Source organism: Levilactobacillus yonginensis (assembly GCF_003946265.1).
Classification (GTDB): Bacteria; Bacillota; Bacilli; order Lactobacillales; family Lactobacillaceae; genus Levilactobacillus; species Levilactobacillus yonginensis.
This window is the reverse complement of sequence record NZ_RHNO01000001.1, coordinates 145,589-171,273: the sequence shown is the minus strand read 5'-3', so window position 1 is coordinate 171,273 and position 25,685 is coordinate 145,589. Positions and strand designations below refer to the sequence as shown.

27 protein-coding genes and 1 riboswitch are annotated in these 25,685 nt (G+C 47.7%); of the genes, 22 read left to right on the top strand and 5 right to left on the bottom strand.

Translation table 11 applies throughout. From position 1 onward, the window contains the following. Window positions 1–53: 53 nt before the first annotated feature. Window positions 54–151: riboswitch (TPP riboswitch) on the bottom strand. Between the two features lie 157 nt (window positions 152–308). Beyond that, window positions 309–1,562, bottom strand: coding sequence for an RNA-guided endonuclease InsQ/TnpB family protein (locus EKM87_RS00745; RefSeq protein ID WP_125680822.1), 1,254 nt, complete (start codon window positions 1,560–1,562; stop codon window positions 309–311). Window positions 1,563–1,658: 96 nt separating this feature from the next. Between EKM87_RS00745 and tnpA the strand changes: the two genes are divergently transcribed. The 5 genes from tnpA to EKM87_RS00720 all read left to right on the top strand — a co-directional run bounded on the left by tnpA (window position 1,659) and on the right by EKM87_RS00720 (window position 4,932). Next, complete coding sequence (gene tnpA, locus EKM87_RS00740) at window positions 1,659–2,078, top strand: IS200/IS605 family transposase (protein ID WP_125680820.1); 420 nt, start codon at window positions 1,659–1,661, stop codon at window positions 2,076–2,078. Between the two features lie 94 nt (window positions 2,079–2,172). Beyond that, window positions 2,173–2,979, top strand: coding sequence for a hypothetical protein (locus EKM87_RS00735; protein WP_125680818.1), 807 nt, complete (start codon window positions 2,173–2,175; stop codon window positions 2,977–2,979). Window positions 2,980–3,042: 63 nt separating this feature from the next. Next, a complete protein-coding gene (locus EKM87_RS00730) occupies window positions 3,043–3,480 on the top strand; it encodes a hypothetical protein (protein WP_125680816.1) in 438 nt (145 codons plus the stop codon). Window positions 3,481–3,708: 228 nt separating this feature from the next. Continuing rightward, window positions 3,709–4,254 (top strand): DUF1097 domain-containing protein, encoded by a 546-nt coding sequence (locus tag EKM87_RS00725; RefSeq protein ID WP_125680814.1) that lies wholly within the window; start codon window positions 3,709–3,711, stop codon window positions 4,252–4,254. Between the two features lie 171 nt (window positions 4,255–4,425). Then, window positions 4,426–4,932 (top strand): DUF2798 domain-containing protein, encoded by a 507-nt coding sequence (locus EKM87_RS00720; protein WP_125680812.1) that lies wholly within the window; start codon window positions 4,426–4,428, stop codon window positions 4,930–4,932. 122 nt (window positions 4,933–5,054) lie between these two features. On the opposite strand, the gene EKM87_RS00715 is transcribed toward EKM87_RS00720, so the two are convergent. Next, a complete protein-coding gene (locus EKM87_RS00715) occupies window positions 5,055–5,564 on the bottom strand; it encodes a nucleotidyltransferase family protein (RefSeq protein WP_125681003.1) in 510 nt (169 codons plus the stop codon). Window positions 5,565–5,851: 287 nt separating this feature from the next. Here EKM87_RS00715 and EKM87_RS00710 point away from each other — a divergent pair, with 287 nt between their 5' ends. From EKM87_RS00710 to EKM87_RS00655, 12 genes are all read left to right on the top strand, one after another. Continuing rightward, window positions 5,852–6,529 (top strand): N-acetylmuramoyl-L-alanine amidase, encoded by a 678-nt coding sequence (locus tag EKM87_RS00710; protein ID WP_125680810.1) that lies wholly within the window; start codon window positions 5,852–5,854, stop codon window positions 6,527–6,529. Window positions 6,530–6,702: 173 nt separating this feature from the next. After that, window positions 6,703–7,026: a DMT family transporter gene (locus EKM87_RS00705; protein WP_125680808.1), complete on the top strand. Its 324-nt coding sequence runs from the start codon at window positions 6,703–6,705 to the stop codon at window positions 7,024–7,026. A gap of 520 nt (window positions 7,027–7,546) precedes the next feature. Continuing rightward, window positions 7,547–9,022 carry an aldehyde dehydrogenase gene (gene aldA, locus EKM87_RS00700; RefSeq protein WP_125680806.1) on the top strand — a complete coding sequence of 492 codons (1,476 nt, stop codon included), beginning with the start codon at window positions 7,547–7,549 and terminating at the stop codon, window positions 9,020–9,022. A 240-nt stretch (window positions 9,023–9,262) separates the two neighbouring features. Further along, the gene (locus EKM87_RS00695; protein ID WP_125680804.1) at window positions 9,263–10,387 is read left to right on the top strand and encodes an NAD(P)-dependent alcohol dehydrogenase; all 1,125 of its coding nucleotides are present in this window, start codon (window positions 9,263–9,265) and stop codon (window positions 10,385–10,387) included. A 152-nt stretch (window positions 10,388–10,539) separates the two neighbouring features. Beyond that, window positions 10,540–10,869 carry a toxin-antitoxin system HicB family antitoxin gene (locus tag EKM87_RS00690; protein ID WP_125680802.1) on the top strand — a complete coding sequence of 110 codons (330 nt, stop codon included), beginning with the start codon at window positions 10,540–10,542 and terminating at the stop codon, window positions 10,867–10,869. A gap of 11 nt (window positions 10,870–10,880) precedes the next feature. Then, a complete protein-coding gene (locus tag EKM87_RS00685; protein ID WP_125680800.1) occupies window positions 10,881–11,723 on the top strand; it encodes an SPFH domain-containing protein in 843 nt (280 codons plus the stop codon). Between the two features lie 268 nt (window positions 11,724–11,991). After that, on the top strand, window positions 11,992–12,351 hold the full coding sequence (locus tag EKM87_RS00680; protein WP_125680798.1) for an MmcQ/YjbR family DNA-binding protein: 360 nt from the start codon (window positions 11,992–11,994) through the stop codon (window positions 12,349–12,351). Between the two features lie 469 nt (window positions 12,352–12,820). After that, window positions 12,821–14,461 (top strand): peptide ABC transporter substrate-binding protein, encoded by a 1,641-nt coding sequence (locus EKM87_RS00675; RefSeq protein WP_125680796.1) that lies wholly within the window; start codon window positions 12,821–12,823, stop codon window positions 14,459–14,461. Window positions 14,462–14,623: 162 nt separating this feature from the next. Then, complete coding sequence (locus EKM87_RS00670; protein ID WP_125680794.1) at window positions 14,624–15,127, top strand: GtrA family protein; 504 nt, start codon at window positions 14,624–14,626, stop codon at window positions 15,125–15,127. A gap of 1,000 nt (window positions 15,128–16,127) precedes the next feature. Then, window positions 16,128–16,700, top strand: coding sequence for a cadmium resistance transporter (locus tag EKM87_RS00665; protein ID WP_125680792.1), 573 nt, complete (start codon window positions 16,128–16,130; stop codon window positions 16,698–16,700). A 112-nt stretch (window positions 16,701–16,812) separates the two neighbouring features. Beyond that, window positions 16,813–17,508 carry a hypothetical protein gene (locus EKM87_RS00660; protein WP_125680790.1) on the top strand — a complete coding sequence of 232 codons (696 nt, stop codon included), beginning with the start codon at window positions 16,813–16,815 and terminating at the stop codon, window positions 17,506–17,508. A gap of 101 nt (window positions 17,509–17,609) precedes the next feature. Next, window positions 17,610–18,110 (top strand): LURP-one-related/scramblase family protein, encoded by a 501-nt coding sequence (locus tag EKM87_RS00655; RefSeq protein WP_125680788.1) that lies wholly within the window; start codon window positions 17,610–17,612, stop codon window positions 18,108–18,110. Window positions 18,111–18,229: 119 nt separating this feature from the next. On the opposite strand, the gene EKM87_RS00650 is transcribed toward EKM87_RS00655, so the two are convergent. Next, window positions 18,230–18,838, bottom strand: a complete 609-nt coding sequence (locus EKM87_RS00650; RefSeq protein WP_125681002.1) for a LysE/ArgO family amino acid transporter — start codon at window positions 18,836–18,838, stop codon at window positions 18,230–18,232. A gap of 105 nt (window positions 18,839–18,943) precedes the next feature. Further along, on the bottom strand, window positions 18,944–19,948 hold the full coding sequence (locus EKM87_RS00645; protein ID WP_125680786.1) for an NADP-dependent oxidoreductase: 1,005 nt from the start codon (window positions 19,946–19,948) through the stop codon (window positions 18,944–18,946). A 141-nt stretch (window positions 19,949–20,089) separates the two neighbouring features. Between EKM87_RS00645 and EKM87_RS00640 the strand changes: the two genes are divergently transcribed. Then, entirely contained in the window at window positions 20,090–20,632 is a 543-nt protein-coding gene (locus EKM87_RS00640) for a TetR/AcrR family transcriptional regulator (RefSeq protein WP_125680784.1), read from the top strand. A gap of 101 nt (window positions 20,633–20,733) precedes the next feature. Here EKM87_RS00640 and EKM87_RS00635 read toward each other — a convergent pair whose 3' ends face one another. Further along, window positions 20,734–21,618: a LysR family transcriptional regulator gene (locus EKM87_RS00635; RefSeq protein ID WP_125680782.1), complete on the bottom strand. Its 885-nt coding sequence runs from the start codon at window positions 21,616–21,618 to the stop codon at window positions 20,734–20,736. A 136-nt stretch (window positions 21,619–21,754) separates the two neighbouring features. Here EKM87_RS00635 and EKM87_RS00630 point away from each other — a divergent pair, with 136 nt between their 5' ends. From EKM87_RS00630 to EKM87_RS00615, 4 genes are all read left to right on the top strand, one after another. Further along, entirely contained in the window at window positions 21,755–23,377 is a 1,623-nt protein-coding gene (locus EKM87_RS00630; RefSeq protein ID WP_125680780.1) for a malolactic enzyme, read from the top strand. Between the two features lie 602 nt (window positions 23,378–23,979). Continuing rightward, window positions 23,980–24,951 (top strand): AEC family transporter, encoded by a 972-nt coding sequence (locus EKM87_RS00625; RefSeq protein WP_125680778.1) that lies wholly within the window; start codon window positions 23,980–23,982, stop codon window positions 24,949–24,951. A 141-nt stretch (window positions 24,952–25,092) separates the two neighbouring features. Continuing rightward, entirely contained in the window at window positions 25,093–25,362 is a 270-nt protein-coding gene (locus EKM87_RS00620) for a type II toxin-antitoxin system Phd/YefM family antitoxin (RefSeq protein ID WP_125680776.1), read from the top strand. Next, on the top strand, window positions 25,355–25,612 hold the full coding sequence (locus EKM87_RS00615; RefSeq protein ID WP_125680774.1) for a Txe/YoeB family addiction module toxin: 258 nt from the start codon (window positions 25,355–25,357) through the stop codon (window positions 25,610–25,612). Before EKM87_RS00620 ends, EKM87_RS00615 begins: the two co-directional genes overlap by 8 nt. The last annotated feature ends 73 nt before the right edge of the window (window positions 25,613–25,685 follow it).

Sequence of the window (25,685 nt, the reverse complement as noted above, 5' to 3'; positions counted from 1 at the left end):
ACCCAAAAGGACCCCCGTTTTACTCACCGCAAAACGAGGGTCCAGGGATTTCCCCAATCAACCGCACACTTTCCTTCACGAGCACTAACTCAACAGGTTCAAAGGGATTGGCATCCGCTATCTCAGCCACTTGGCACCCCTAGTGTCATCGTCAACCACGCCCGTTTAAAAAATGGACGCTTGTGAGAACCACACCCTTTGGCATGGTGACCACAATTTGCTTAGATACAGCGCTAGCCTACGAATAGGACTTATCCGCTAATTACCAAAGCCTTTTAGGTCCGCAGGTTGCCAGACGGACTCGTTTCTTACAAAGCTGCTAAACCCTTAGCTAGAATATTTTTAGCTGCGTTATGGTCACGCACATGAAACGTCTCACAACTGGGACATGTCCACTCGCGGTCAGCTAACGTTAACTTGTTCTTCCCGGTCATGACGTGCCCACAATGGCTACAAGTTTGCGTTGTATTTCGGGGATCGATTGTCAAAAATTTTCGGCCGTATAGGTCAGCTTTGTAAGCCAACATGCTCAGTAAGGTTCGCCAACCAACGTCCGAGATACTCATTGCCAAAGCGTGATTCCGCAACATATTTTTACTTCGCAGTTCTTCAGCTACGACTAAATCGTGGTTTTTGATCAAGTCCGTAGAGATGTGGTGCAGAAAATTTTTACGTTGATTGGCAATTTTAAGTTGTAATTTGGCCACTAATAACCGTTGTCGTTGATAATTCTTTGACTCCGATAGCCGTCGTTGACCATTTTTAGCTCGTCTAGATCGCCGTGACAGTTTCCGTTGGGCTTTAGCCAGCCTTCCTTTAATCATTCGGTAGTAACGGGGGTTATCAATTACCTGTCCATTGGAATCTGTCAGAAAATTATCGAGATTCAAATCGATGCCAACTTTAGATTTGACAATTGGTTGCTTGGCAACAAATGGATATTCCGACCCAATCTGCATGGACACAAAGTAATGACCCACTGCGTCCATCGAGACCGTTGTCGTCCCAATTCTAATATCATTAGCTCGTTCTAAAATCTTTAGTGGAAGTCCCTTGAATCGGAGATGCCCTAGCTTGGGTAGTTGTAGGTGGTGGTTGTCAGTTAGTCTAACACTACCGTTCTCCATGTTTAGGACCGTTACTTTAGCACTGTAAAGACACGATGTTTGATAGGCCTGCGTGTAGCCACGCTTATGAAATTTAGGAGTTCCAGCCTGATGAACCTGGCGGAATAATTTCCAAGCGGTCTTGTAATTTTTGATTGCATTAGCCTTCATCAGACTGTCAAAATCCGGATGATTGAGCCAGCCATGAATATTGGAGATAGCAGTTGATGGCTTCTTCAGACGCTCAGTCAAATCAGCGATTCGCTTCAAAACAAGCGTGATTGGTGTTTTAACTTTCTTCAGCCAAAATAGATCATTGTTCATGCCGTTCATCTGATTATAAATAAACCGACTAGCGTCACTGTTACGCTTGATCAGCCGTTTTTGTTCGGTTGAAGGGAAGATCCGGACCTTGAGCCCATAATGATAAGGTAATTGGGCCATTGTTTTCGCCATAAACTGCCACCTCCCTTTGCTTGATAACAAGCGTACCATATGAGTATACTTAATCCATAGCAAAGCGTCTTATAATAATATTTATGGAGGTAACGTATGAGCAAAGATGCTGGAGGAGTAATTCACGAACGAGGTTATGTTTACAACTTTCATTTTCACTTAGTCTGGGTCACTAAATACCGGTATGAAGCATTTACAACGCCAAAATTAGTCGCTGAGATGACCGATATTCTAATGAAGATAGCCCGATTGAACGAAGTGACCATTGAGCAAATAGAAGTAATGCCTGACCATATCCACTTACTACTAAGCTTTAAGCCCAAGTACGCGCCAACTAATATTGTCAAAGCCTTTAAGGGCGGTTCGGCTCGCTTATTCTTTGAACTACATCCAGAGATAAAGGCTCAAAAGTTCTGGGGCGGACATCTTTGGTCGCCTAGTTACTTCATGAGTACCCTGGGTGATATGAGCAAGACGACCGTGGAAAGATACATTGCTAATCAACGAAAGGCATAGTGGCATTCATCCCTTGCTTGAAAGCAAGGGAATTCTGCCTAATTTATATTAAATTGGTTACCCAAACTGGTATACTGACTTGGGAGGGGATTTTATGAAAAAGTTCAGTTTGACCCTGATGTTAGGGCTCCTCAGCATCTGTTTAGGTGGCTTCACAACGGCTAAGGCAAGTAGCTATCAGTTAAGCAGAAGTCATAACTTGCCTTACACACAGGTCTTCCACAACCGTGATGCAGCCACGCACTATCTCTGGAACAAGACGCACACCCGTAAATTACATAATCTACGTAACTATCCACATACATCCTGGCACGTCAATCGCGAAGCCTGGTTCAGCCATGGCACCACGACTGCCCATTACTTTTACGTCGTCAGCGGTAATCACCGCGTGGCTGGTTGGGTCTGGCAAGGTTACTTAAAAGATGGCAGCTACTACCGCGAAACAGTTAAGAATGACGGCTTGAAGTTAGATTCACCCGTAAGCTTTAACAACCGCGGACAGTTTGACCGCTTTATCTACCAACGGCTTCAACACGACGGTTACCCACTGAATAATCAGTTATCCATGATTCTCAATTACTATTCGTCAGGCAATGACCGCCTCGCTGATTACACCGTCAAAGATGTCATCCAAACACTCAAGCTCAAGAGCCTGAATGCCCGCGACTTGACGCTGATCAATCAACCGACCGTACACCACCTCAACCGGTTGGCCGATCCACAGCATGGCAAACTGGCTATTGAAACGACCGGTAAGGGGCAACTAGGGGTCAGCCTAGTCCGGGCCTTAGAAAAGCAGCTGCGTGCCGCTAACGCCTCAGAATATGCCATTCATACCAACCTGACTGGTAGCGCACAAGCTGGGACACTCAAGCTACAGTACGTCCTGTTGATGCGTTAAAATGTCCATTTTCTCGAATAATGTCACGTTAAAATTATTTGATAACCTGATTAGGAGGACACTATGACAATGAAAAAATTGTTGATTGGATTCATGGCCGCCGCCATGGTGACGACTGGTTTTGCCACCATCCCAACGACGACCGCTAGTGCCAAAACGACTTACCTGCCTAGCAATATTCGCAAACACGTTTGGCATCGTAAAACAAGTGGTACCGAAGGTGGGTTTAACGACCTCACCACATTCAAAGGGAATAAACTTAAAATTAAAATTGTAGGCCATACCTACCACTGGCGCTTAACTGGCCTGAAGAAACACAGTAAAACCATCTACTACGGTCGCCTGCATTTCAACTGGAAAAAGTCTAACAAGGGTTCCAAGCTGGTTAAAATTAAAATTCAGAATAAGAAAAAATTTGATATTATCCAGAAACATTTCCTTAATCTACATGGCAACTACACCGGAAACGAAAGTTACGGTGCAATGATCTTCAAGCGTTAAAATCTAGTGTTTCAACACATAAAGGATCGGGTACTTGCCCGGTCCTTTGCTTTATCTATTAAGCTTAATAAACAATAGCCTCATCCACAATAAAAATCAGTGAATTTTCAAATATTTCAAGCATTTGTTATAACGTTTTACCTAAAGTCCTTGCGCCCATCAACTGAATCCTTTAAACTGTTGATTACAATAGCCGTGTAAGCGTTTAATCAGCAAAGGGGATTCCGTATGAAAATTAGTAAAAAAGTCTGGTTGGATTCAATTGGGGTGGGATTGTTCACCCTTGTTTATAGCGTCGTCATGGGTAGCTTTTCCCTCTGGATGGGCTCCGCCGCTTTCGTTGCAGTTTCCTACTTTTTTGGCGCTGGTTTCCCTAAAGATAAGATTTGGAATATCTTAGTGAGCTTTGCCTTGGGGATTGCTTGGGGCTTAATCGCCTTTCGCCTGCTCCAGGTGCCAGGCATGGGTCAGCTGTGGCCGAGCGCCATCATGTTTGGCCTCCTGACGTTCATCGTGTTATTCCTACAAGGGACGATTATGAAGTTTACAATTGTCCCCGCTTGGCTGATTGCTTGGGGAACGACCATGTTGATCATTACCAACGTTCCCGTCCATCACTGGGTCCTGTTCGTAGGACAACTCTACGGTTCCATGTTGCTGGGAATCTTCCTGATTGGTTATGCATCTGATTACTTTAATCAGATTATGGAACGACTGCTACCAGCAAAGGATAAGTCCGCAGAAAACACCACGGATTCAGCTGAAGAAGACTAGTCTCTTCCACTTATGATTACTCAGTCACAATAAATAATATTTATAATCGTGTAACGCCTACGGTGGCGTTTTTCTCGAAAACATTGTCCCATTTCAAAAATAATCCTTACGCCGTGAAATTAAACGTGGTATGCTGGCATCTCGTGGGAAATTCAAACGAGGAGCAACACAATGCCTAAAAATTTTAAAGAAGAACTACTTTTCACCGCCGTCATGGCAGGCCTCATGGTCTTAGTCATGGCTGGCTACAACATCGCCTTAGCCGACGGATTTTCACATCACTTCATTCGTGAAGTCCTGACTGGCTATCCGCTGGCCCTGATTGTCGCCGCAATCTGCGACTTGGGAATCATTGGCCCCGGTGTTAAATACATCTTTTTCCACTTTATCATTAACGATTACATGAAAAAGAAGCAGATTCGTATCGCCCTCACCATTTCTGTAATGATGGTGGCCGGGATGGTTACCCTGATGTCCCTCTTCGGGATGGTCGTTACCCAAAACTTTGGTGGTAACTTCTTCCTGACCTACTTGCACACCTGGATCTTCAACCTCTTCATGGCTTTACCTTTACAGCTTTTAATCGTTGGGCCTATCGCCCGCGCTATCCTGGGTGCCGTTCAAAAGCGAACTGCCCCAGCCGAAGCGTCAGCTGAACCAGAATCCATCGAAAATTAATTTTTAAACTAAACGTCGCCGCTATCATTTAGATATAGCTGCGGCGTTTTTCTATGCTAATGGACCCACGCCAGGCAGATTAAAAATGACCACCAGAATTATTTGGTGGTCGTTTTTAATTTCTATTTTTCGCTAATCTGTAATTGCGGCCAACGCTGCTGCCATTGCTTTTTCGCCATGCGCTCACGAAAAATGGCCAAATGCTGCTGATCCTGTTGATAGAAGGGAATCGGCCGACACCGCAGCGCTAGGAGATCCGTCACCCCGTGTGGTGCAATCAGCTTCACCTCACCGTCTGCCAAATATGCCCCAACACAAGTGGGGGTTTCAACAAAGTGGCCGATGGCGTCCGCTACTGACGTAAACTCCGGCGTATCCGCAAAATTGTAATGCGCCATGTACACTTCATTTTTAACCTGCCAGTTAAACTGGGGAGCCACCTGAACTAAGTGGTCATAGATTTTTAAATCATCACTAGCTGGTCGGTCCGGATCAAAAAAGACAACATCCACGTCACTCATCAGCTGAACGGGCTGGTGACTTAGCACTTGCCAGACCGTGTTACGAATGCTGCCCGCTGCCAGAGCCCCCTGCCGCAGGTGACAACGATCAATCACTTTTAAAATGGTCATCAATTCCGGTACCTGTTGAATAATCTGTACGACCCGTTGCTCGTCCACACGCGTCCATCCCTCTCCAAACAATATTATGTTAATTATACCAGGCGATGAACGCGCATCGCACCCTGATTCTCTAATGAAAACCGCAATCAACAATTAATTGGATGATTAAATGGTGCAGCAATCAAATATTCTCGCTGAATTTGGAAAAAGGTCTACCCGTTTTCGCGGATTTAGCGTATGCTTAATGCAGTTAAAGACTCATCATCCTTAACACTTTTAAGGGAGCGAATCTACATATGAAAAAATGGACTTTCGGTCTCGTTGCGGGGCTCATGTTACTGTTACCACTAACGCTAGCAACGACGACCACAACCACCGCCAGCGCGGCTACCAAAACAACCACGACTAAAACTAAGCCCAAGACCAAGGCCAAGAAACATTACCTGATCGTCATGGGCCACGGTGCCGGCGATCCCGGTGCTCGCGGTAATGGCACCACCGAAGCAACTTTCCTGCGGAAGCACATGCTGCCACAATTACGAAAGTATGCCAAGGAAGTTAAAAACAGTGAAATCACTTTCTATAATCCCAAGAAAAACTTGGTGAGTGATACCTTGTATCACCACAAGGGTTCCTACAAGATTAATAAGAAAACGACCGTTATCATGTTCCACTTAGATGCACCAGCCGGTCATGGGGGCCACGTGATCATTCACAAGAAGCACCCAACGGCTCGTGATAAGCGGCTGGCCAAAGTTATTAAAAAATACGTTGGCTTAAACCGCGCTTACAATGGCTATAGTTTCCGAACGAACCTTCGGAACTGTAACGTTCTGCGCAAGCGGGGCATTGATTACAGTCTAGTTGAGTCTGGTTTTATTACAAATAAAACCGACGTCAAACATTTGAAGAAACACATGGCCAAGATTGCCAAAGCAGACATCGAAGCCATCACGAACGAAAAAATCAAGTAGGACCATCTTTAGCAGGGGGCCGGGACGTTTGCCCCGGTCCCCTGCTGTCGTTTCTTCTTAACTGGTTAACCAGCTTTTAAATTTGTAAGCGCTTTTAATTGCCCCAGCGTTAGTGAACTGTTAGGGTAAATCTTACAAGTGGGTTTCACACGAAACATGAGGGGGTGTTCACCATGCCGTACATGTACTTAGGCATTGCAATTATGGGAGAACTTGTTGGAACAAACTTACTCAAGGCAGCGGCCGGCTTTACCCGCTTCGGTCCTGCCCTGGGCGCATTAGGGGCCTATGCCCTGTGCTTCTATTTTCTATCGCTAGCAATGAAGAATATTGATTTAAACGTTGCCTACGCCATCTGGGCTGGAATTGGCATCGTCATCACCACGTTTATCTCCATGACTTATTGGCATGAACCAATTAACCAGGCAAGTGTTTTGGGAATTGTGCTGGTCGTTGCCGGTGTGGTCATCCTCAACCTGTACGGTCCAGGAAATTAACCTGAAGAGGAACACCGCATGGCAGAAGCTGCGGTAATCTTAGGGCCCAGTGCCGTAAATTTTCTACAAAATCATCCCAATTTTCTACAAAAATGATTCGTATGAGACTGAATTCTCGTTGATTCAGTCTTTTTTGATGCCACTAACCCTTGAAAAATCAACGATTAGCTGTCCTAAGCAGGCCCTTGACCACTAAATTCTTCATTGAGTTTAACAAGTCTATTATCAAATTTTCGACTACTACGCGCAGTAAGATCAGCAGTAGCTCACAAGATTTTATGGTCATGTTGTCTTGTGAATTGTTTTGCATTCTTTCTATAAATGCGTTATAACGTAGGCGAGTAATCGGATATGTCAGTAATACATCAGCACCCTTGATTGCTCAATCATTAACGTTGTACTGATTTCAACACCTATAAATGATTGATTGGTGTTAACCATACCATTTATAAATGTCATTCAATGACGTGTTGTGGATCAAGTTAGTCTGTCTATTGATTTGGGGAAAGGACGACCTACTATGGCTCAAAATTCTGTTGCTTTAAAGCACTATCAAATGTACATCAATGGCGAATTTAAGGATTCTTCATCTGGCAATCTCATTACCGTGATCAACCCAGCTACTGGCGCACCAATTTCTACGGTTCCCAGTGCAACATTGGAGGAAACGCGTGCGGCAATTGATGCCGCTTATGAAGCTCAGAAATCCTGGAAGAAAGTTCCCGCCGCAACCCGTGGTCAATACCTGCACGACGTTGCCGCAGAAATTCGACAGGAAGCCGATCACCTGATTGAAATGCTTCAGGAAGAACAAGGTAAAATCAAGTCTTTAGCTACCACCGAAATTCTCTTCTCAGCCGACTACTTTGATTACATGGCCAGTGCTTCACGGACCTATGAAGGCGAAATTCTACAATCCGACAACGCCAACGAAAGCATCATGATCGACAAGCAACCTATTGGCGTCGCTGCTGGTATCTTACCTTGGAACTTCCCATTCTTCCTGATTGCGCGGAAGATGGGACCAGCTTTGGTAACTGGGAACACCATTGTGATGAAGCCTAGTTCCGATACACCAAACTTGGGCCTGGAATTTGGTAAGATCTGTGAAAAGGTTGGCATTCCTAAGGGTGTTGTTAACATCGTTACCGGTCCCGGGGCTGTCATTGGTGATGAACTTTCTAAGAACAAGAAGATCGGCATCATTAGTTTGACTGGGTCCGTTAACTCCGGGAAGCGGGTCATGGCAGCAGCAGCTACCCACATGGCCAAAGTTTCTCTGGAACTTGGTGGCAAGGCACCAGCAATTGTTTGCAAGGACGCCGACATCGATTTGGCCGTACAATCTATCATTGATTCTCGAGTCGATAACAACGGACAGCTTTGCAACAACTGTGAACGGGTCTACGTTCAGGAAAGCATTGCTGACAAATTCACGAAAGAGCTGGCACAGAAGATGGCCGCAGTCACCGTTGGCGATCCAATGGCTCACGAAGACATTGGCATGGGTCCACTGATTAACCAAGCCGCACTGGATAAGGTATCTGGCATGGTTGACCGAGCCGTCGCAGCTGGTGGCAAACTGGAAACCGGTGGCCACGTGGTCAAGATTGCCAAGGGCTTCTACTTTGAACCAACGGTTATCAGTGGTGTTAAGCAAGACTCTGAAATCGTCCAGGATGAAATTTTTGGCCCCGTCCTGCCAGTCTTAACCTTCAAGACGTTGGATGACGCCATTGAAATGGCCAACGACAGTGACTTTGGTCTGACCTCTTCCATCTTCACTGAGAACATCGACAATGCTATGCGGGCTTCTCGTGAGCTAGAAGATGGCGAAACCTACATCAACCGGTTCAACTTTGAAGCCATGAACGGTTCTCACTCCGGCTGGAAGGAATCTGGCATTGGCGGCGATGACGGGAAGCACGGGATCGAAGAGTTCCTGAACACCCACGTTATCTACCTGCAAGGTCACCCAGAGAAAGCCCAAGGTTAATACCCGTTGAAAAACGATAAGCCGCTTTCGGATTATCGTTTTTCTATGAACGTGACTGATTAAACAGCAATTTCAAAACTTTCTAATACAATTTTAATCATCGTAAATGTGAGTCATGCCAAGTTTCCACACGGTAATTTGGCATGAAACGGTTAATGAAAGCGCTTGCTTTTCAATCTCATTGTGTGATAATGAACATTGTAAAAACAAACACATATCTAATAAAACGAGGTGCCAATTATGAAGATTCAAGCTGCAGTTGTTGATAAGCAAAATGCTGATTTTGATATTCGTGATGACGTTGAACTGGCTGACATGGGTCCCGACGACATTCAAGTCCACATGGTTGCCAGTGGGATCTGCCACTCCGACGAAGCCTTACGGACTGGGGTTGCCGTTATTGACTACCCTATCGTGTTAGGTCACGAAGGTTCCGGAATCGTTGAAAAAGTTGGCCCAGAAGTTACCCAATTCAAGCCAGGCGACCACGTTGTCTTGAGCTTCTACGGTTGTGGTAACTGTAAGAGCTGCCTGAAGGGAATCCCAACCCAATGTGAAAATTACGCTGCAAACAATCTATCTGGTGTTCGTCCAGATGGGAGCGCCCACTTCACCGAAGGCGGCCATAACGTTGCCGACATGTTCGACCAAAGCTCCTTCACTTCAACCACGGTTGTTCGTGAACGGAACGCCGTTAAGGTCGACAAGGATTTGGACCTGCGGAAGCTCGGACCTCTGGGCTGTGGTTACGTTACTGGTTCAGGAACTGTTCTGAACACTTTGAAGCCAAAGCCTGGTGACACAATTGCCGTCTTCGGGACTGGTGCCGTTGGGTTGGCCGCCATGATGGCTGGCCGGATCTCTGGTTGCACCAAAGTCATCGCCATTGACATCGTGGACTCTCGTTTGGAATTAGCTAAAGAACTCGGTGCGACTGACGTTATCAACAGCAGCAAGGTTGACGACGTTGTCAAGGCCGTCCAAGACTTGACTGGTGGCTATGGTGTTAACTACGCCGTTGATACCACTGGGGTTGCCGCTGTTATCAGTAACTCCATCAGTGCCTTGGCACAAGGTGGGACTTCCGCAGCGATCGCTGTGACGAACCACCACATCGACCTGGATACCTGGAACGACCTCTGTGTCAACGACAAGAAGGTTGTTGGGGTCAACATGGGTGATTCAATTCCTCAAGTTGATATTCCTCGTCTGATTGAATTCTACAAGCTGGGCCAATTTGACTTCGATAAGACTGAAAAGTTCTACAAGTTCAGTCAAATCAACGAAGCCAACGCCGACTCCGTTTCTGGGAAGACCATCAAACCCGTTCTGGTTATTGATGATAGCTACGTTCCTGGCAAATAAAGTATCGTTCTAATTGAACCGGTGAATCCGTACGAGAGACGGATCCGCCGGTTTTTTCTGTCTGCGAACCAACCTTCTCCACAACGACTTAGCAATTGTCGTTACAATATCAAAGTGATATCATTAAGCTATCACAAGGGAGGGCATTATTTATGGCTAAGGAAAAACAAAAGCGTTTTCTATTACGCATGGATGAAGATCTCTTTCAACGTTTATCGCTGGCAGCGGACGCCGATGGTCGGAGCATCAACGCCTACATCGTTCAATTGCTCTCCCGGGCGGCACCACACGGGACCTGGGAGCAACGCCAGCTCATTGGTCGCTCGTTATCCGGCAAGGAATTAGATGCCAAATCTGGCTTAGTCTTAGTGGCGGGAATTTACTATCGCTACCTACTTGAGGCGCCAGAAAAGCCGGACCGAACGGCTAGCTATACCATTACCGAAAGTAACGGCAACATCTTAACGCTTAAAAAAATCTAGGGGGAATTAGTATGCTTGGGATTCGGATTGTTCGTCAAAATAATGAAGGTTTAGTTGAAACGTTGGGGAAGTACAAACACAGTGTCACTTCAGGAATTCACTTCTACATTCCTGGCATCCAGAAGATTCGGACGGTCAATCTGGCCATGACACCACTGGCCCTGCCCAACTACTCCGTGATCACCAAGGATAACGCGGACGTATCCGCCAGCCTGACGTTGAACTATCACGTCACCAATTCCGTAAAATACCAATACGAAAACACCGACTCCGTTGAATCCATGGCGCAATTGGTCCGTGGCCACTTGCGGGATATTATTGGTCGCATGGAGTTGAACGAAGCTTTAGGCTCAACTGCCAAGATCAACCAGGAACTGGCCACGGCCATTGGTGATTTAACCGACACATACGGTATCAACGTCGATCGAACCAACATTGACGAATTAACGCCTTCTAAGGCCATCCAATCCGCCATGGACAAGCAACTAACGGCCGACCGTGAACGAGTGGCCGCCATTGCCAAGGCTGAGGGGGAAGCCAAGTCCATCGAATTGACCACTAAGGCTAAGAACGACGCCCTGATGGCCACGGCTACCGCGGAAGCTACAGCCACCAGAACCCGTGCCGATGCTGAAAAATACCGGATCGATACGGTCAATTCCAGTCTAGAATCCGCCACGAAGGAATTTTTCGAAAACCAATCAATTTCCGCCTTCAGTGACCTAGCCAAATCCCCCGCTAACGTGGTCGTTGTTCCCAATGATCACATCGCCGACCTGGGGCAAATCCCCGCCATTGGTGCTGCTTTAAAGAGTGGTCTCGTGGATAAGACGCCGAAACCCGCGAAAAAATAAATTAGCGAACTAGCGTGCAACGTTACCTGCGATGGGAACCTTGCACGCTTTTTTGAACAGTCGGTGACCAATAGTTGCTGCCAAGTCCTATGTCAGGCCGCCTGATTTCCAGGAATCAGAAAAGTGTCTGTCAGTTCACCCAGTATGCCCGAAATTTCTGGCAATAGCTAGCACAACCAGTTCACCGCATCAGTCGTCACCCGCCTCATTGAATCCCCCCATGATTAGCCGTACACTAAAAGTAGTTAAACCATAGGAGGTTCTATACATGGTCACACGGCAAGATATTTTCACTTACACCGAAGATAATTTGGGAATCACGCCCGTCTATACGTTTAAAAGAAATCCCAAATATGCCATTCTCAAGAATCGGCAAGGAAAGTGGTTTGGCCTCGTTATGAACGTTCCTCAAAACAAGTTAGGCCTCACAGGAACCACAGAACTCGAGATTCTCGACGTTAAGGTTGACCCTGAACTGGCCAGCATCCTGCGTGACAAACCCGGCTACTTGGCTGGCTACCACATGAATAAGGAGCATTGGATCAGCATCATCTTGAATCAAGATACTGACGCCCACAGTCTCTTCCAACTACTCGATGGTAGTTATGAACTTGTTACTAATAAATAATTATTAATAATTAATCAAACGCAACTTTTTTAAAATTTCCTAGTTGACACATCTTTTTTCCAGCGGTAAACTAGCCTCAATTCAATAAATCGTCCGAAACAAACCATTGAAGTGGAGATCAAGATTATCGTGCACGTAAAGAGAGTCGTCGTTGCTGAGAGTACGACCGAACGCAGGTAGTTAAATGGACCACCGAGGGCTTCCCCGAATCATTTCGTAGTACGGGAAGACGTGCGACATACGTCAGTTGTCAGGGAAATGTTAGTTTCCTGTGGAGAGGGGCGCGGTCTCTTTTTTGGGACCCGTCTAATTAAGGTGGCACCGCGGTTAAAACCGTCCTTAACACATTGGCTGTTGAGGACGGTTTTTTGTATACATTTAACCAAGGGGGATTCACCTATGCTCAAACGATGGCAAAACTCAGTGTTATTTCTAACAACCACGACTAAAAAATCTGGAGGAATACATTATGAGTTTACGCGACCACAAGAAAGCCTTATTACTTTGTAGCGGAATTATCTTAGTTGGTGGCATCTTCGCCATCACCGCCCACTCGAAATCAACGAAGACCGCCATTTCCCAGGACCTGAACCTGTATCAGACGGCTCCCATCACCAGCCTCGACGTTGCCAAGATTACCGACAGCGTTTCTAGCAACGCCCTCAGCCAAGTCGGCGAAGGCCTTTACCGGCTCAATGCCAATAGCGAAGCTGAGAATGCGCTGGCTACCAAAACGACCGTTAGTGACAGTGGCCACCAATACACCATTAACCTACGACACGATGGCAAATGGAGCAACGGTCAACCGGTAACGGCACAGGACTTCGTTTATTCCTGGGAGCGGACGCTGAACCCGAAGTCTAAGTCGGAGTTCACCTACCAATTCGCTAACATTAAAAATGCGAACGCCATCGCCGCCGGCAAGAAGGCACCCGCAACGTTGGGCGTCAAGGCAGTCGGTAAGTACCAACTTAAAATCACGTTAAGTCAGCCAGCCGCTTACTTCAAGAAGATGTTGGCCAGCACGACTTACTACCCGCTGAACCAAAAAGTCGTCGACAAGTACGGCAAAAAGTACGGTTCTTCAGCCGCCACTACCGTTTACAACGGGCCGTTCGTTCTAACTAACTGGAACGGGACCAGCGATACGTGGACTTTAAAGAAGAACGCCACGTACGCCGCTGCCAAGTCAGTTAAGCTGAAGCAGATTTCTTACAAGGTCATCAAGTCGAGCACCACGTCCTACAACCTTTACCAATCTAAGAAGTTGGACGCCGTTACCCTAGATGGTGAACAAACTACGCAAAACAAAAACAACCCGGACTTAAAGTCCGTCTCACAAGGTCGGATTGGCTTCATTCAATACAACCAAAAAGACAAGGTTGCAGCTAACCGCGATTTACGAACCGCCATTTCACTTGCCATCAATCGCCAACAGTTGACCACCAAGGTCTTGAAAAACGGGTCCCAGCCTGCCAAAACCTTTGCCATCAAGAACATGCTGAAGAATCCTAAAACCGGGACTGACTTCACGACCGACGCTGAGGTGAAGAACACGGTCGATTACAACCCTACTCTCGCGAAGAAGCTGTACCAACAAGCACTAAAGCAATTGGGCAAAAAATCCGCCAGCGTGACGATCACCTGTGGAGACGATGATGCCAGTCAAAATATGGCTGAATTTATCCAAAGTGCCCTGAATAGCAAGCTCGGTTTGAAGGTCCACGTACAAGCCATGCCATTTACCTCCATGCTCAGCAACGTTTCCAAGGGAAACTTCCAGCTTAACCTGACCAGCTGGAGCATGGACTACGCCGATCCCATCCAATCCTTACAGATTCTGGAATCGACCAACAACTCCAACATGGGCCACTACGACAGTAAGACCTACGACCAAGCACTGAACGCTTCTGAAGGTCGTGATGCATTGAAGTCCACGGCCCGTTACACTGATTTAGTCAAAGCTGCCCAAACAGCTGCCAATGATCAAGCCGTCACCCCACTCTATGAGGGTCGGACTGGAACTTTGGTCAACTCTAAAATCAAGGGTGTCGTCTACAATAAATTTAACGGTAGTGCAGACTATACGCACGCCTACGTTGGCGATTAATTCAGTCGAATTGACGGATAAGTTCCATTGCACTGAGAGTGAGAAACGTTATAATTAGGATAGCGTCTTAATTACACGTTTTCATGACTCAGGTGAACCGATGAAAGCTTCTCGGCCGGTTGACCCAGCTAAAAAAACGTTACGGAAAGGTTCTTATTGATTATGGCCCCATTACGTCATCATGAATATCCGACCACCGAGTCGGAATACGAAGCTGAGTTAACCGAAACGGAAAATGAACACGCCGCCGAGCTCAAAAAGGTCGAAGACAAAGTTCAAGGTCAAATTTCCCGTTACCTCTTATTCGGTGCAGTCTCAGTGGTTATCAACATCACTTTGTTCTACCTGTTCTACCACACAATGGGTATCGAATATCAATTGGCTAACTTCATTGACTGGCTGATCAGTGTTCAAGTTTCCTTCTGGTTGGATCGTCAATTTGTGTTCAAACACAAGTCAGACAAGCCAATGAAGGAAATGGGAACGTTCTACATGACCCGTGTCATTACCTTCTTGATTGAAACGCTACTGTTATGGTTAGGAATTTCCGTAATTGGTGCCAACAAGACCATCACGAAGGTCATTGGCCACATCATCGCGTTAGTTCTGAACTTCTTCGTTTCCAAGAAGTTAGTCTTCAAGAACCAACCGGCCCCTGCTGATTAAAGTAAACCAACTAAATTCGCACGCATCTCAGTTAACTGGGATGCGTGTTTTTTATTCTAAATTGGCGCACTCCAGCGAACGGGGGTGGGGCCTGCTGTGGGGACGCTTCAGCCTGAGAAACGGGCTTCTCGCTCGATTTTAAGCCACGAACCCCCCGTGTCTTAAAAGTCGCCCATTGTGTGCCAACACAATTCTCACAGCTGCCCCACCCCCGTCCGCCTCCGGCTTAGATTGACCATCTCGGCCACAAGCTTCTCAGTCTTCGTGAGAAATTTCAAATTTTCTCAGTCTCCGACTTATCTCTAAAACATCTGGACCACATTTTCGTTTCTAACAAGCGGAAGTAAAGCCAATATGAGTCTCTCATTCCCTACCAGATTAACGACAATTCCATATCAAAGCTTCAGTCTATCTACTTGTACACAAACCACCAGCAGAAACTCGCCCACCACCGTAGCCGAAAGTCGCCAGGGAGGGGGCCTGCTGTGTCGGTGGCGTTAACTCGGTGGGCTGTCCGAGTCTAGACCACGGGACGAGCTTGGAAACACGCGGGTTTTGCGTGGTTTCAAGTCGCGCCTGAGGACCGCTCCTCAGGCCGGAGGCAGTCCCCACAGCTAGCACCCTCCCTGGCTACTAGAGGCGGCCAACAAATTATCCGTCTGAATTATCTTCTACCAGACAACATACTTTCTCTTTTCCATCGTACACAACCCACCGGCAGAATCTTCTCTCTCCACCGTAGCCGGAGGTCGCCAGGGAGGGGGCCTGCTGTGTCGGTGGCGTTAACTCGGTGGGCTGACCGAGTCTAGGCCACGGGACGAGCTTGAAAACACGCGGGTTTTGCGTGGTTTCAAGTCGCGCCGGAGGACCGCTCCTCAGGCCGGAGGCAGTCCCCACAGCGGGCACCCTCCCTGGCGGCCGGAGGCGGCCAGTTCTCATCCACGACACTAATAATTAGTGTATGATAGAACATACCCTCTAGAGAAGGATGGATTGGCGCATGTCACTATCGTTTATCTTCACCGCCATCGGAATTTTCTTCGTCACAGACACCGATGACTTAATCGTACTCCTATTACTCTGGCTAGCCGCCAAGACGCCCCAACAACGCCGCTCCGTAATCATTGGCCAGTACCTAGGCATCATCACCCTCATGCTGGTAGCCTGGGTCATCAGTCGCGGGGTCGTACATTTTAACGTGGTTCACTGGACGCGCTGGTTAGGGCTGATTCCCCTACTACTGGGAACCATGGGCCTCCGAAATTGGCTACGACACCGTGACACCGGCGGGCTAAAGTCCCTGTTGACCCGTGCCGTCAGCCTACCCATCGTCTGGTCATTGACCGTCGGCAACGGCGGGGACAATCTCAGCATCTACATCCCCTACTTTAGTAAGCTCACCTTGCCAGCATTTGGGGCAGTCAGTCTAATCTTTCTAGTCATGATTGGTGGCTGGTTGACCATCAGCTATTACCTAGCCAAATCGGCACCAGCTAGCTATTTCTTTGCCCGTTTCGGCGCCTGGCTCTCACCGATTCTATTTATCATTGTCGGCTTGGCAATTCTCCTTTAATGTTTCATGTGAAACACTCGAAAAATATCTGACAGCGATTACATTTTCACCTATGAACTTGCGCCCCTTAACGGTATAATGAGGCCACGAGTACTCATTTGGGAGGGAAATCATGAAGAACGATCGCCTATTGTTTCAAGCTGGCCTAGATGACGACGACGGGGCCTGGCTCGACGTCACGCCGGCAGCCGACACCTACGCCGACCCCGAAGCCTACAGCGCCATCCTGGCCTTGGTCATCCAAACGATGCAGGAGAAACTGCACCTATCGCGAGCAGACCGAGCTGCCTTTTTAAAAATGACACTAGCCGACGTTGATGCCCACAGTGATGAGGACCAGGGGCCCCACCTGCTGAAACCGTCAGCCACCGTCAAACTAATGGTGAAAAATATTGCGAGCGACCAGCGCAACACCCTCGTCATCAAGCTAGCCGACTTGCGAGAAGTTGAGAGCGTGGGCGAGGTCACCTACCTCACCCTGGTCAACCGCAACATTTCGCTGGTCCCCAACGACGAGTTCAAATCAGTTAAAAATGACGTGAATGCGGACAGTCTGCAAGAGTACATTGATGATCTTGAACTCACCCACATTCTCTACGCCTATCAAACCAATCAGACGGCATTGGATCAAATCGTCCAATACGCTAAGTCTCATCAAATCTATAAAACCAGTGAATTTGACGATCTCGACTTAGACGCTCCTGATTCACAGGAAGAGTTCGACCGATTTATCAATGAAGTCTTCGCTGAAATGCAACAGGGACAACGCAAAGATAACGTCATTCCCTTTCGACCACGTGAAAAATAAGACTTCAGTTAGGCAGTCATGTGTCGCCAACAGCGATGCCGGACTGCCTATTTATGTCACTTAACAACTACCCAATCCCATGAACCCTGGAGGTAATACCCATGCACAAACTGTACTTAAATCAACGAGTCTTCTCGCTACGAGAAAAGTTTTCAGTCCTCAACGAACGTGAGCAACCCGTGTACCAAGTCGTCGGCAGCGTCTTTCAAATTCCCAAACACTTTGACATTCTCGACCGTAACGAACGTGTCGTAGCCAGTGTTACCAAGAAACCACTTAGTTGGCTACCCAAATTTTTCTTGGAAATTGGCGGCCAGCAGGTAGCAACTATTCAAAAAAGTCTGACGCTACTGAAGCCGCGCTATGAGCTGACGGCCGCTGGTCTCACCGTTACCGGTGACTTTTGGGATATGAATTTTGACGTATCCCGGCAAGGCACCGTCGTGGGTCGCGTGACCAAACGTTGGTTCAGTGTTGGCGACAAGTATGAAATCACCATCATCGACGATGACCAGGAACTTTTACTCGTGGGCCTAGTCATTGCCATCGACTACGTCAAGCGAATGGCGGCTGCCGCCGCTAGTAGTGGTGGCAGTAACTAAGTTGGTGAACCAACAAAAGAAGTGGCGGCCATGGAAATATCCACGACCACCACTTCTTTTTGTATTTAGACTCGTTTAGCCTAATATCAATCACCTAAAATGCAAAACTTGCTTTTAAATTAGATAACCATCATAACCGCCTGCCACAACAGATAACAGCCGTAGCCCATCACGACGACCCCCGACAGAATGTTCACCCACAACAAGAATTTCTGCGGCAACCGTTCCTTGAGCAGTCCTAGTAACAGCGTGATGCCAAAGAACCAGATACCGGTCGCGGAAATAACTCCCGTAATAAATGGCGTCACCTGGCTATCAGTCAGCGACCCCCGTAAGGCCCCAAACATCAAGCTGGTATCGATCAGCGCCTGGGGATTGGCCCAGGTAACGACCCAAGCGTTCACCAACGACTTTTTCATGGGTAACGGCGTATTAGCACTCTCTAGTTTGAAACTCGCAGCCGACCGCAAGATACCAAACCCAATCCAGATAACTAACACACCACCCAAGAACATGATAATTAATTTAAATAGTTCATGGGAGCTAATGATGGCCCCCATCCCGAAGAAAGCCGCCAGCGTCAGTGCTGTGTCGGCAATCCAGATCATGATAGTCACCGGCCACGCGCGCGATAATTTTTGATTAATGGCATTGTTAAACAGAAATAAATTTTGCATGCCGATAGACGACACCAGGGCAATACTTAAGAGTAAGCCCCGTAAATACATGGCTAGCACAGCGGTTCACTTTCCTTCAAACCTCGCAACATGGGTGAGGCTAAAATTTTAAAACGACTTCTGCTAGCATACCAAAATTATGGATTTCCGTAAAACCTAATCGAGCCGCAAAATGACTTTCCCGCGGTGCTTACCGGTTCTCATTGCCTGAACCGCAGCATTCACATCGTCCAACCCGTACACCTGACTGTCCACGGCTGGAACGATGTTAAGTTGTTCAACTAGCTTGGTCACAGTCTCTAGCTGTTGACCATCCGGCCGTACAAAGAGAAATTGATACGTAACGCCCTGTTTCTGGGCCATCCGGTCCATCTTCAAGCCGGCCAGTGAAACGAGCACCCGTTGCCACCAACGGAAACCGCCCGTTTGGCCAAATAATTTGTTTGGTCCCGCCTTCAATGAAAGCAATTGACCGCCACGCTTCAGGATGGCCAATTCGTGAGGGATTTCTTGCGCCCCCAACGTATCAATCACCGCATCCACATCGTGTAAGACTTCCCAGTAATCTTCCTCACGATAATCCAAGTAACGGTCGGCACCTAAGTCTAGGCAGGCCTGCTTGGAGCGGGCATTGCCACTAACGATGACTTTTAACCCCGCCGCCTTAGCTAACGGAATCGCCAATTGACCAAAGGACCCCGAACCACCAGGGATAAAGACAGTCGCACCAACAGCTAAATTCAGCTTTTCGTGCAGTGCTTGATACGCCGTTAATCCAGTCAGTGGCACTGCCACGGCCTGATCAAAGCTCAAACCACCGGGCATCGCCGCCAATGCACGCGCAGGAACCGCCACGTACTCAGCGAAGCCACCTAGCTTAGCAATCACCAACCGGGCGTAGACCGCATCTCCAACCTGAAAATCGGTCACGGCTGAACCTAACCGCTCAACTGTCCCAGCAATCTCGTTGCCCATCGTTACGGGACGGGCATACCCGTACAACACCCGTAAGCTTCCTGAACCAATCAACTGATCCAAGGGGTTAACGGCGGCAGCCTTCACTTTGACTAGCACCTCACCGGCAGCAATTTCTGGAACGGGTAACGTGGTGACGGTCAGCTGAAAATCTTTCGCATAGGTGGTTAATTGGGCAGCTTTCATTGGTCAGTCTCCTTCAAAGTAACGTTTTTTTGTCTGTCATTTATTAAAGCTAGTATACCAGATAAATTACAAAATTCAATTATTGTTACTTTTAGCCATTTCATGTTACACTACAGAAAAACAGATAAGGAGCCCTGACTCATGACGAAAACGACTCGAGAAGCCATTATTGACGCGGCTAGCCTACTAATTACCCAGACGCATTCAGCGACCGTCTCTCTCACTCAAGTGGCAGACAGTTTAGACATCACTCATGCCACCATTTACCGCTACTTTGACGATAAGCAGGGTCTCTGGCAGGCTGTCGCCCAGGACTGGTTTCATCAAAATATCATTGCAAAAATTTCAGTCTCCCAGACTGCCAGCCGGCAACAACAGCTCCACGACTGGCTGTGGGGCTTCGCCAACGCCAAGCGAAACGCCTACCGGCAAAACCCCAGCATGTTTGCCCTCAACACGACCTATATTGACAACGACCCCCGGGCCCTCAAACAAGTTCTACAGGAAGCTGCTAACCAGATCGACACCATCATGGGTTACCACGACCCCCACCACGAACAATCCAATGCCATTCTGTCAGCCTTTGCCGTCTTTGCCTTGCCCAATTTTAAAGAAGTCTGGTTTGATGACGATTATACCGACCGGTTTGAACGACTTTGGTCTTTAATTGCACCAGGAATTTAATAAATACCATTGTAAAAGCCCCCGAGAAGATAATTCTCAGGGGCTTTGCTAGTTATTGAACCTAACATGTTAATTTCACTTAAGGCTCCCCTCGACCCTATCTATTCCTCCAAGGTCTCCCGCATAATCCGCAGCACCGTTTCCTGGGCTGGCGTTAACACGTGGGAGGTCCGCGAGACGATACTGGTGATAAACTCGGGCTGTTCGTCGTCCAACAACTCCAACCGCACCACGTCATCGCGGTGTTGGTCAACGATATCGGTTAGAAAAGTAACGCCGACATTTTCCGCTACCAGATTCATAATGACGTGCGTATCGCTGGCGCGGAACACGACGTCCGGCCGGAAATGATTGCGTCGCGTTAACTTATTAAACGCCGTGTTGTGAACAAAACTACTGGTGAACAGGACAAATTTTTCTTGTTTTAACTCACTAAAGTAGATGCGTTTGCGATTGGCCAGCGGGTGATGTACCGACACAAAGATGTTAAACGGTTGCCGGTCAAACTCCTCGGCCAAGAGTGTTTGATAGGCTAACGGTTCCGCAGAACCCAGCAAGGCCAGATCCGCCTGACCATCCTTTAACGCGTTGCGCAACCAAACTGAGCCGCCCTCTAGTGTCCGAATATTCTCGAGCATCCCCTGTGCCTGTAACCGAGCCGCCACCTTCGGAAAGTAATAGTTTTCAATAATTGGTGGTAACCCCAGCACCGTTTGTTCTTGCGCCAAGTGGGCCAATTCTTGGTGGGCAATGTCTAGCTCCCCCAGAATTGTGGCTGCGTGAACCGCTAGCTGTTGCCCGCTGGCGGTCACGTCTAATTTATTGTGTACGCGGTCACGCACTACGAGTTTCGTTTTGAATGCCGTCTCTAACCGCTTGATAGCCATCGTGACTGTTGGTTGGGTCACGCCAAAATCCAGCGCCACCTTCGAAAAGTTTTTTTCTTGAATCAGCCGATTAAAATAGGCTAGGTCCTTCGTATTCATTTAAAATCACCTTCAACTCAGCATTTATCTACCTATTATAAAATAAATTTATAATAGGTGCCACATTTGACTATAGAATTAGCCACCATTTATAGTATGTCTCGTAAAGTTAATTATGAACTGGAGGAATCTATCAATGAAAACTGCAGATGAAATCTTAAATAACCCATTTTTAAACAAAGGCACGGCCTTTACTAAGGAAGAACGTCAATCCTTAGGACTCGTCGGTACCCTACCAAGTCACGTCCAAACGCTGGACGAACAGGCCACCCAAGCCTATGCCCAATTTCAAAGCAAGCCAAACAACCTGGAAAAGCGCTTGTTCCTGATGAACTTATTCAATGAAAACCGGACGTTGTTCTTCCGCTTGATGGACGAACACGTCGTTGAGTTCATGCCCATCGTCTACGACCCAACAGTGGCCGACTCCATTGAACAATACAGCCACCTCTTCACCGACCCGCAAAACGCTGCGTTCATCTCAATTGATGACCCAGCTGACATTGAAGCTTCATTGAAGAACGCTGCGGGCGACCGGGACATTCGTTTAGTCGTGGTTACCGACGCTGAAGGAATTCTTGGCATGGGTGACTGGGGCGTCAACGGTGTGGATATTGCCGTTGGTAAACTGATGGTTTACACCGCCGCCGCTGGCATCGACCCCGCCCAAGTACTCCCAGTCAGCATTGATGCCGGCACCAACAACCAAACTTTGCTGGATGATCCCCTGTACCTAGGGAACCACCACAAACGGGTCTATGGCGATCAATACTACGACGTCATCGATCAATTCGTTACCGCAGAACAGAAGTTATTCCCTGAATCACTCTTGCACTGGGAAGACTTTGGTCGCTCCAACGCCCAAGTCATTCTCGACAAGTACAAAGATAAATTTGCCACCTTTAACGATGACATCCAAGGTACTGGGATGGTCGTCCTGGCCGGGATTCTCGGCGCCCTGAACATCTCCAAAGAAGACATCAAGGACCAAAAGTTCTTAACGTTTGGTGCCGGTACCGCTGGGATGGGAATCGCCAACCAAATTTTAGACGAGTTAAAGCGTGCTGGCCTGTCAGAAGACGAAGCCCGGAAGCACTTCTACGCCGTCGACAAGCAAGGGTTGTTGTTCAATGACACCCCTGACCTGACCGCTGCCCAACGTGATTTCACGCGTGATCGTTCTGAATTTGATAATGCCGACGAACTGACTAATCTGGCTGCTGTCGTTAAGACGGTCCACCCAACGGTCATGATTGGGACTTCGACACAACCTGGTACTTTCACTGAAGAAATCGTGAAGGACATGGCTGCTCACACCGACCGCCCAATCATCTTCCCACTGTCCAACCCCACTAAGCTGGCCGAAGCAACTGCCGAAGACTTGGTTAAATGGACGGATGGTCGGGCCCTCATCGCCACGGGAATTCCCGCTAAGGACGTTGATTACAAGGGCACCACTTACCACATCGGCCAAGGCAACAACGCCTTGATGTACCCTGGGTTAGGCTTCGGTCTGATTGCCGCCACGGCTAAGGTCTTGAACGGCGAAACGCTGTCCGCCGCTTGCCACGCCTTAGGTGGCATCGTCGACACGTCACAACCAGGTGCTGCCGTCTTACCACCCGTTTCACAACTGACCAGCTTCTCACAAAAATTGGCTGAAATCGTGGCACAAAGCGTGCTCGACCAGAAGCTCAACAAGGAACCAATTGCTGATGCCAAGCAAGCCGTTGCTGATATGAAGTGGGTTCCTGAATAAAAAAACATCTAAGTTATGGTTGTCCGCCTGCGGCTGCCAGGGACCGCGCTGTGGGGCAACCCTGAAGCCTCGATAAATCCCGAGTCTTCAGGGCGACTTGAAACCTCACCCAACCCGTGAGTTTCCAAGCTCGGCCCATGTCCTAAGCCGGTAAACCACCGACTAAGGACATCGACACTGCGCAGTCCCTGGCATCCTCCGGCTCATACTGACGATTAATTAGATGGTTAGTATTTTCAAACTAAGCATCCTGTAAACTTTAGTATCGCTAAAGTCAGAACAGCACCGCTTCAAGCCAATACTCACCAGTCACAATTGATTAGCAACCATCCACTAAGTTACCGTCATCTGTCATAGCCAACACTAATTAGCGACTTAGCTTGAAGCCATCAGGGGCAACACTGTGTCGATGTTGTTAGTCGGGGTATTATCCCGACTTAGAACACGGGTCGCGCTAGAAACTTGCGACTTCTGCAAGCTTCTAAGGCGCCGTTGAAGACCGCCCTTTGGCTTCAGCGGTTGCCCCACAGTGTTGCCCCTGATGGCTGTAAGCGACCCACCGTCACAACATAAAAACATTATTTGAAAGAAGGACGTCTCTCGTGGCTGTTTTATGGAATTCAATTCAAAGCGTCCTCGTCGTTGTCTTAATCATGATTCTTGGTTTCGTGTTACGCCGCCAAGGCTGGTTCGACGATAAGTTCGGCGGGACTATTTCAAAGTTTATTAAAAATATCGCACTGCCAGCATCCATCTTCGTTTCGGTGCTGAGTCGCCTGACGCGGGGCCAATTGGTCTCCTTCTCCGGTTACCTGGGTTACGCGTTTATCGCCGTCATCATCGGCTACCTGATTGCGTTCGGTCTGGTCCGGATCATGCACGTTAAACCCGGTCGTAAAGGAATCTTCATCAACGCCATTGTTAACGCCAACACCATCTTCATTGGGTTGCCGCTGAACATCGCGCTGTTTGGTGATAAGAGTATGACCTACTTCCTGGTCTACTATATCGTCAACACCGTCTCGACCTGGGCGTTCGGGGTCTTCCTGATTTCAAACGACGACCCAACCAAGCCCAAGGAAAAGCACCACAACCACATCGACTGGAAGAAAGTTATTCCTATGCCACTGGTTGGGTTCCTGGTAGCACTGGTCTTCCTACTGCTCAACATCCCCGTCCTAAAGGTCAGCTTCATCAACTCAACGCTGACCTACGTGGGTAACCTGGTAACGCCATTATCCCTGATTTACATTGGGATCGTCTTGGCCGACGCCGGTTTGAAGAGTATTCACTTTGACCGCGATACCATCGTTGCCCTGCTGGGCCGGTTTGTACTGTCCCCAATTTTGATGGTAGCCGTCTTACTGGCTGCTGGTCACCTGGGGGCTAACTTCCCAACCCTGGCCACACAAACGTTGATTGTTCAATCCGCAACGCCAATGTTAGCGGTACTGCCAATCCTCGCTAACGAGGCCCACGGTGACGTTGAATACGCCACCAACATCGTCACGACTAGTACCGTGCTATTCATTATCGTGGTACCCGTCCTGATGTCACTGATTCAATTTATCTAGTTAACTACTAAGCGCGCCACCGTGAAATTGCGGTGACGCGCTTTTTTAGTCCTCAACTGTCAAATCAAGTGCAACATAGGATAGTGAGGCATAACAATTGTTTTTTAAACGAGTTTGTTGTACATAAGAGGAGGGATAAACTTGCAAGCTGTTAATTACTCAAATTTTCGACAAAATTTAAAGTCTCATCTAAAAAGTGTTAATGACGATTCAGAACCTTTGATCGTGACTACCAAGGATTCTAAAGATGATGTTGTTGTATTATCCGTCGAAGAATACGATTCGCTCATTGAAACCGCAAAAATAACTGCCAATTCTTATCTTATGGAAAAAATCAAGCGCGGCAACCAGCAGTTTTCAGCCGGAAAGTTTGAAAGCCATCCTTTAATCGAGGAAACTGATCATGAATAAAACTTGGTCTGATGATGCCTGGGCAGATTATATGTATTGGCATGATACGGGAAATAAGGCGATGATAAAACGGATAAATCGTGTAATCAAAGACGTTGATCGTCATCCTTTTTCGGGAATTGGAAAACCCGAACCTCTCAAATTCGAGTTGACTGGTAAAAGGTCTCGCCGAATTACCAGTGAGCATCACTTAATTTATCAAGTTTCAGGGGATACCCTCTATATCTTCTCAGTCCGAGACCATTATTAAAACAGCAACCAACCCACAGATTCTGCATACTGAATCCGTGGGTTGATTGCTATTTTTAGTTAATCATAATCGT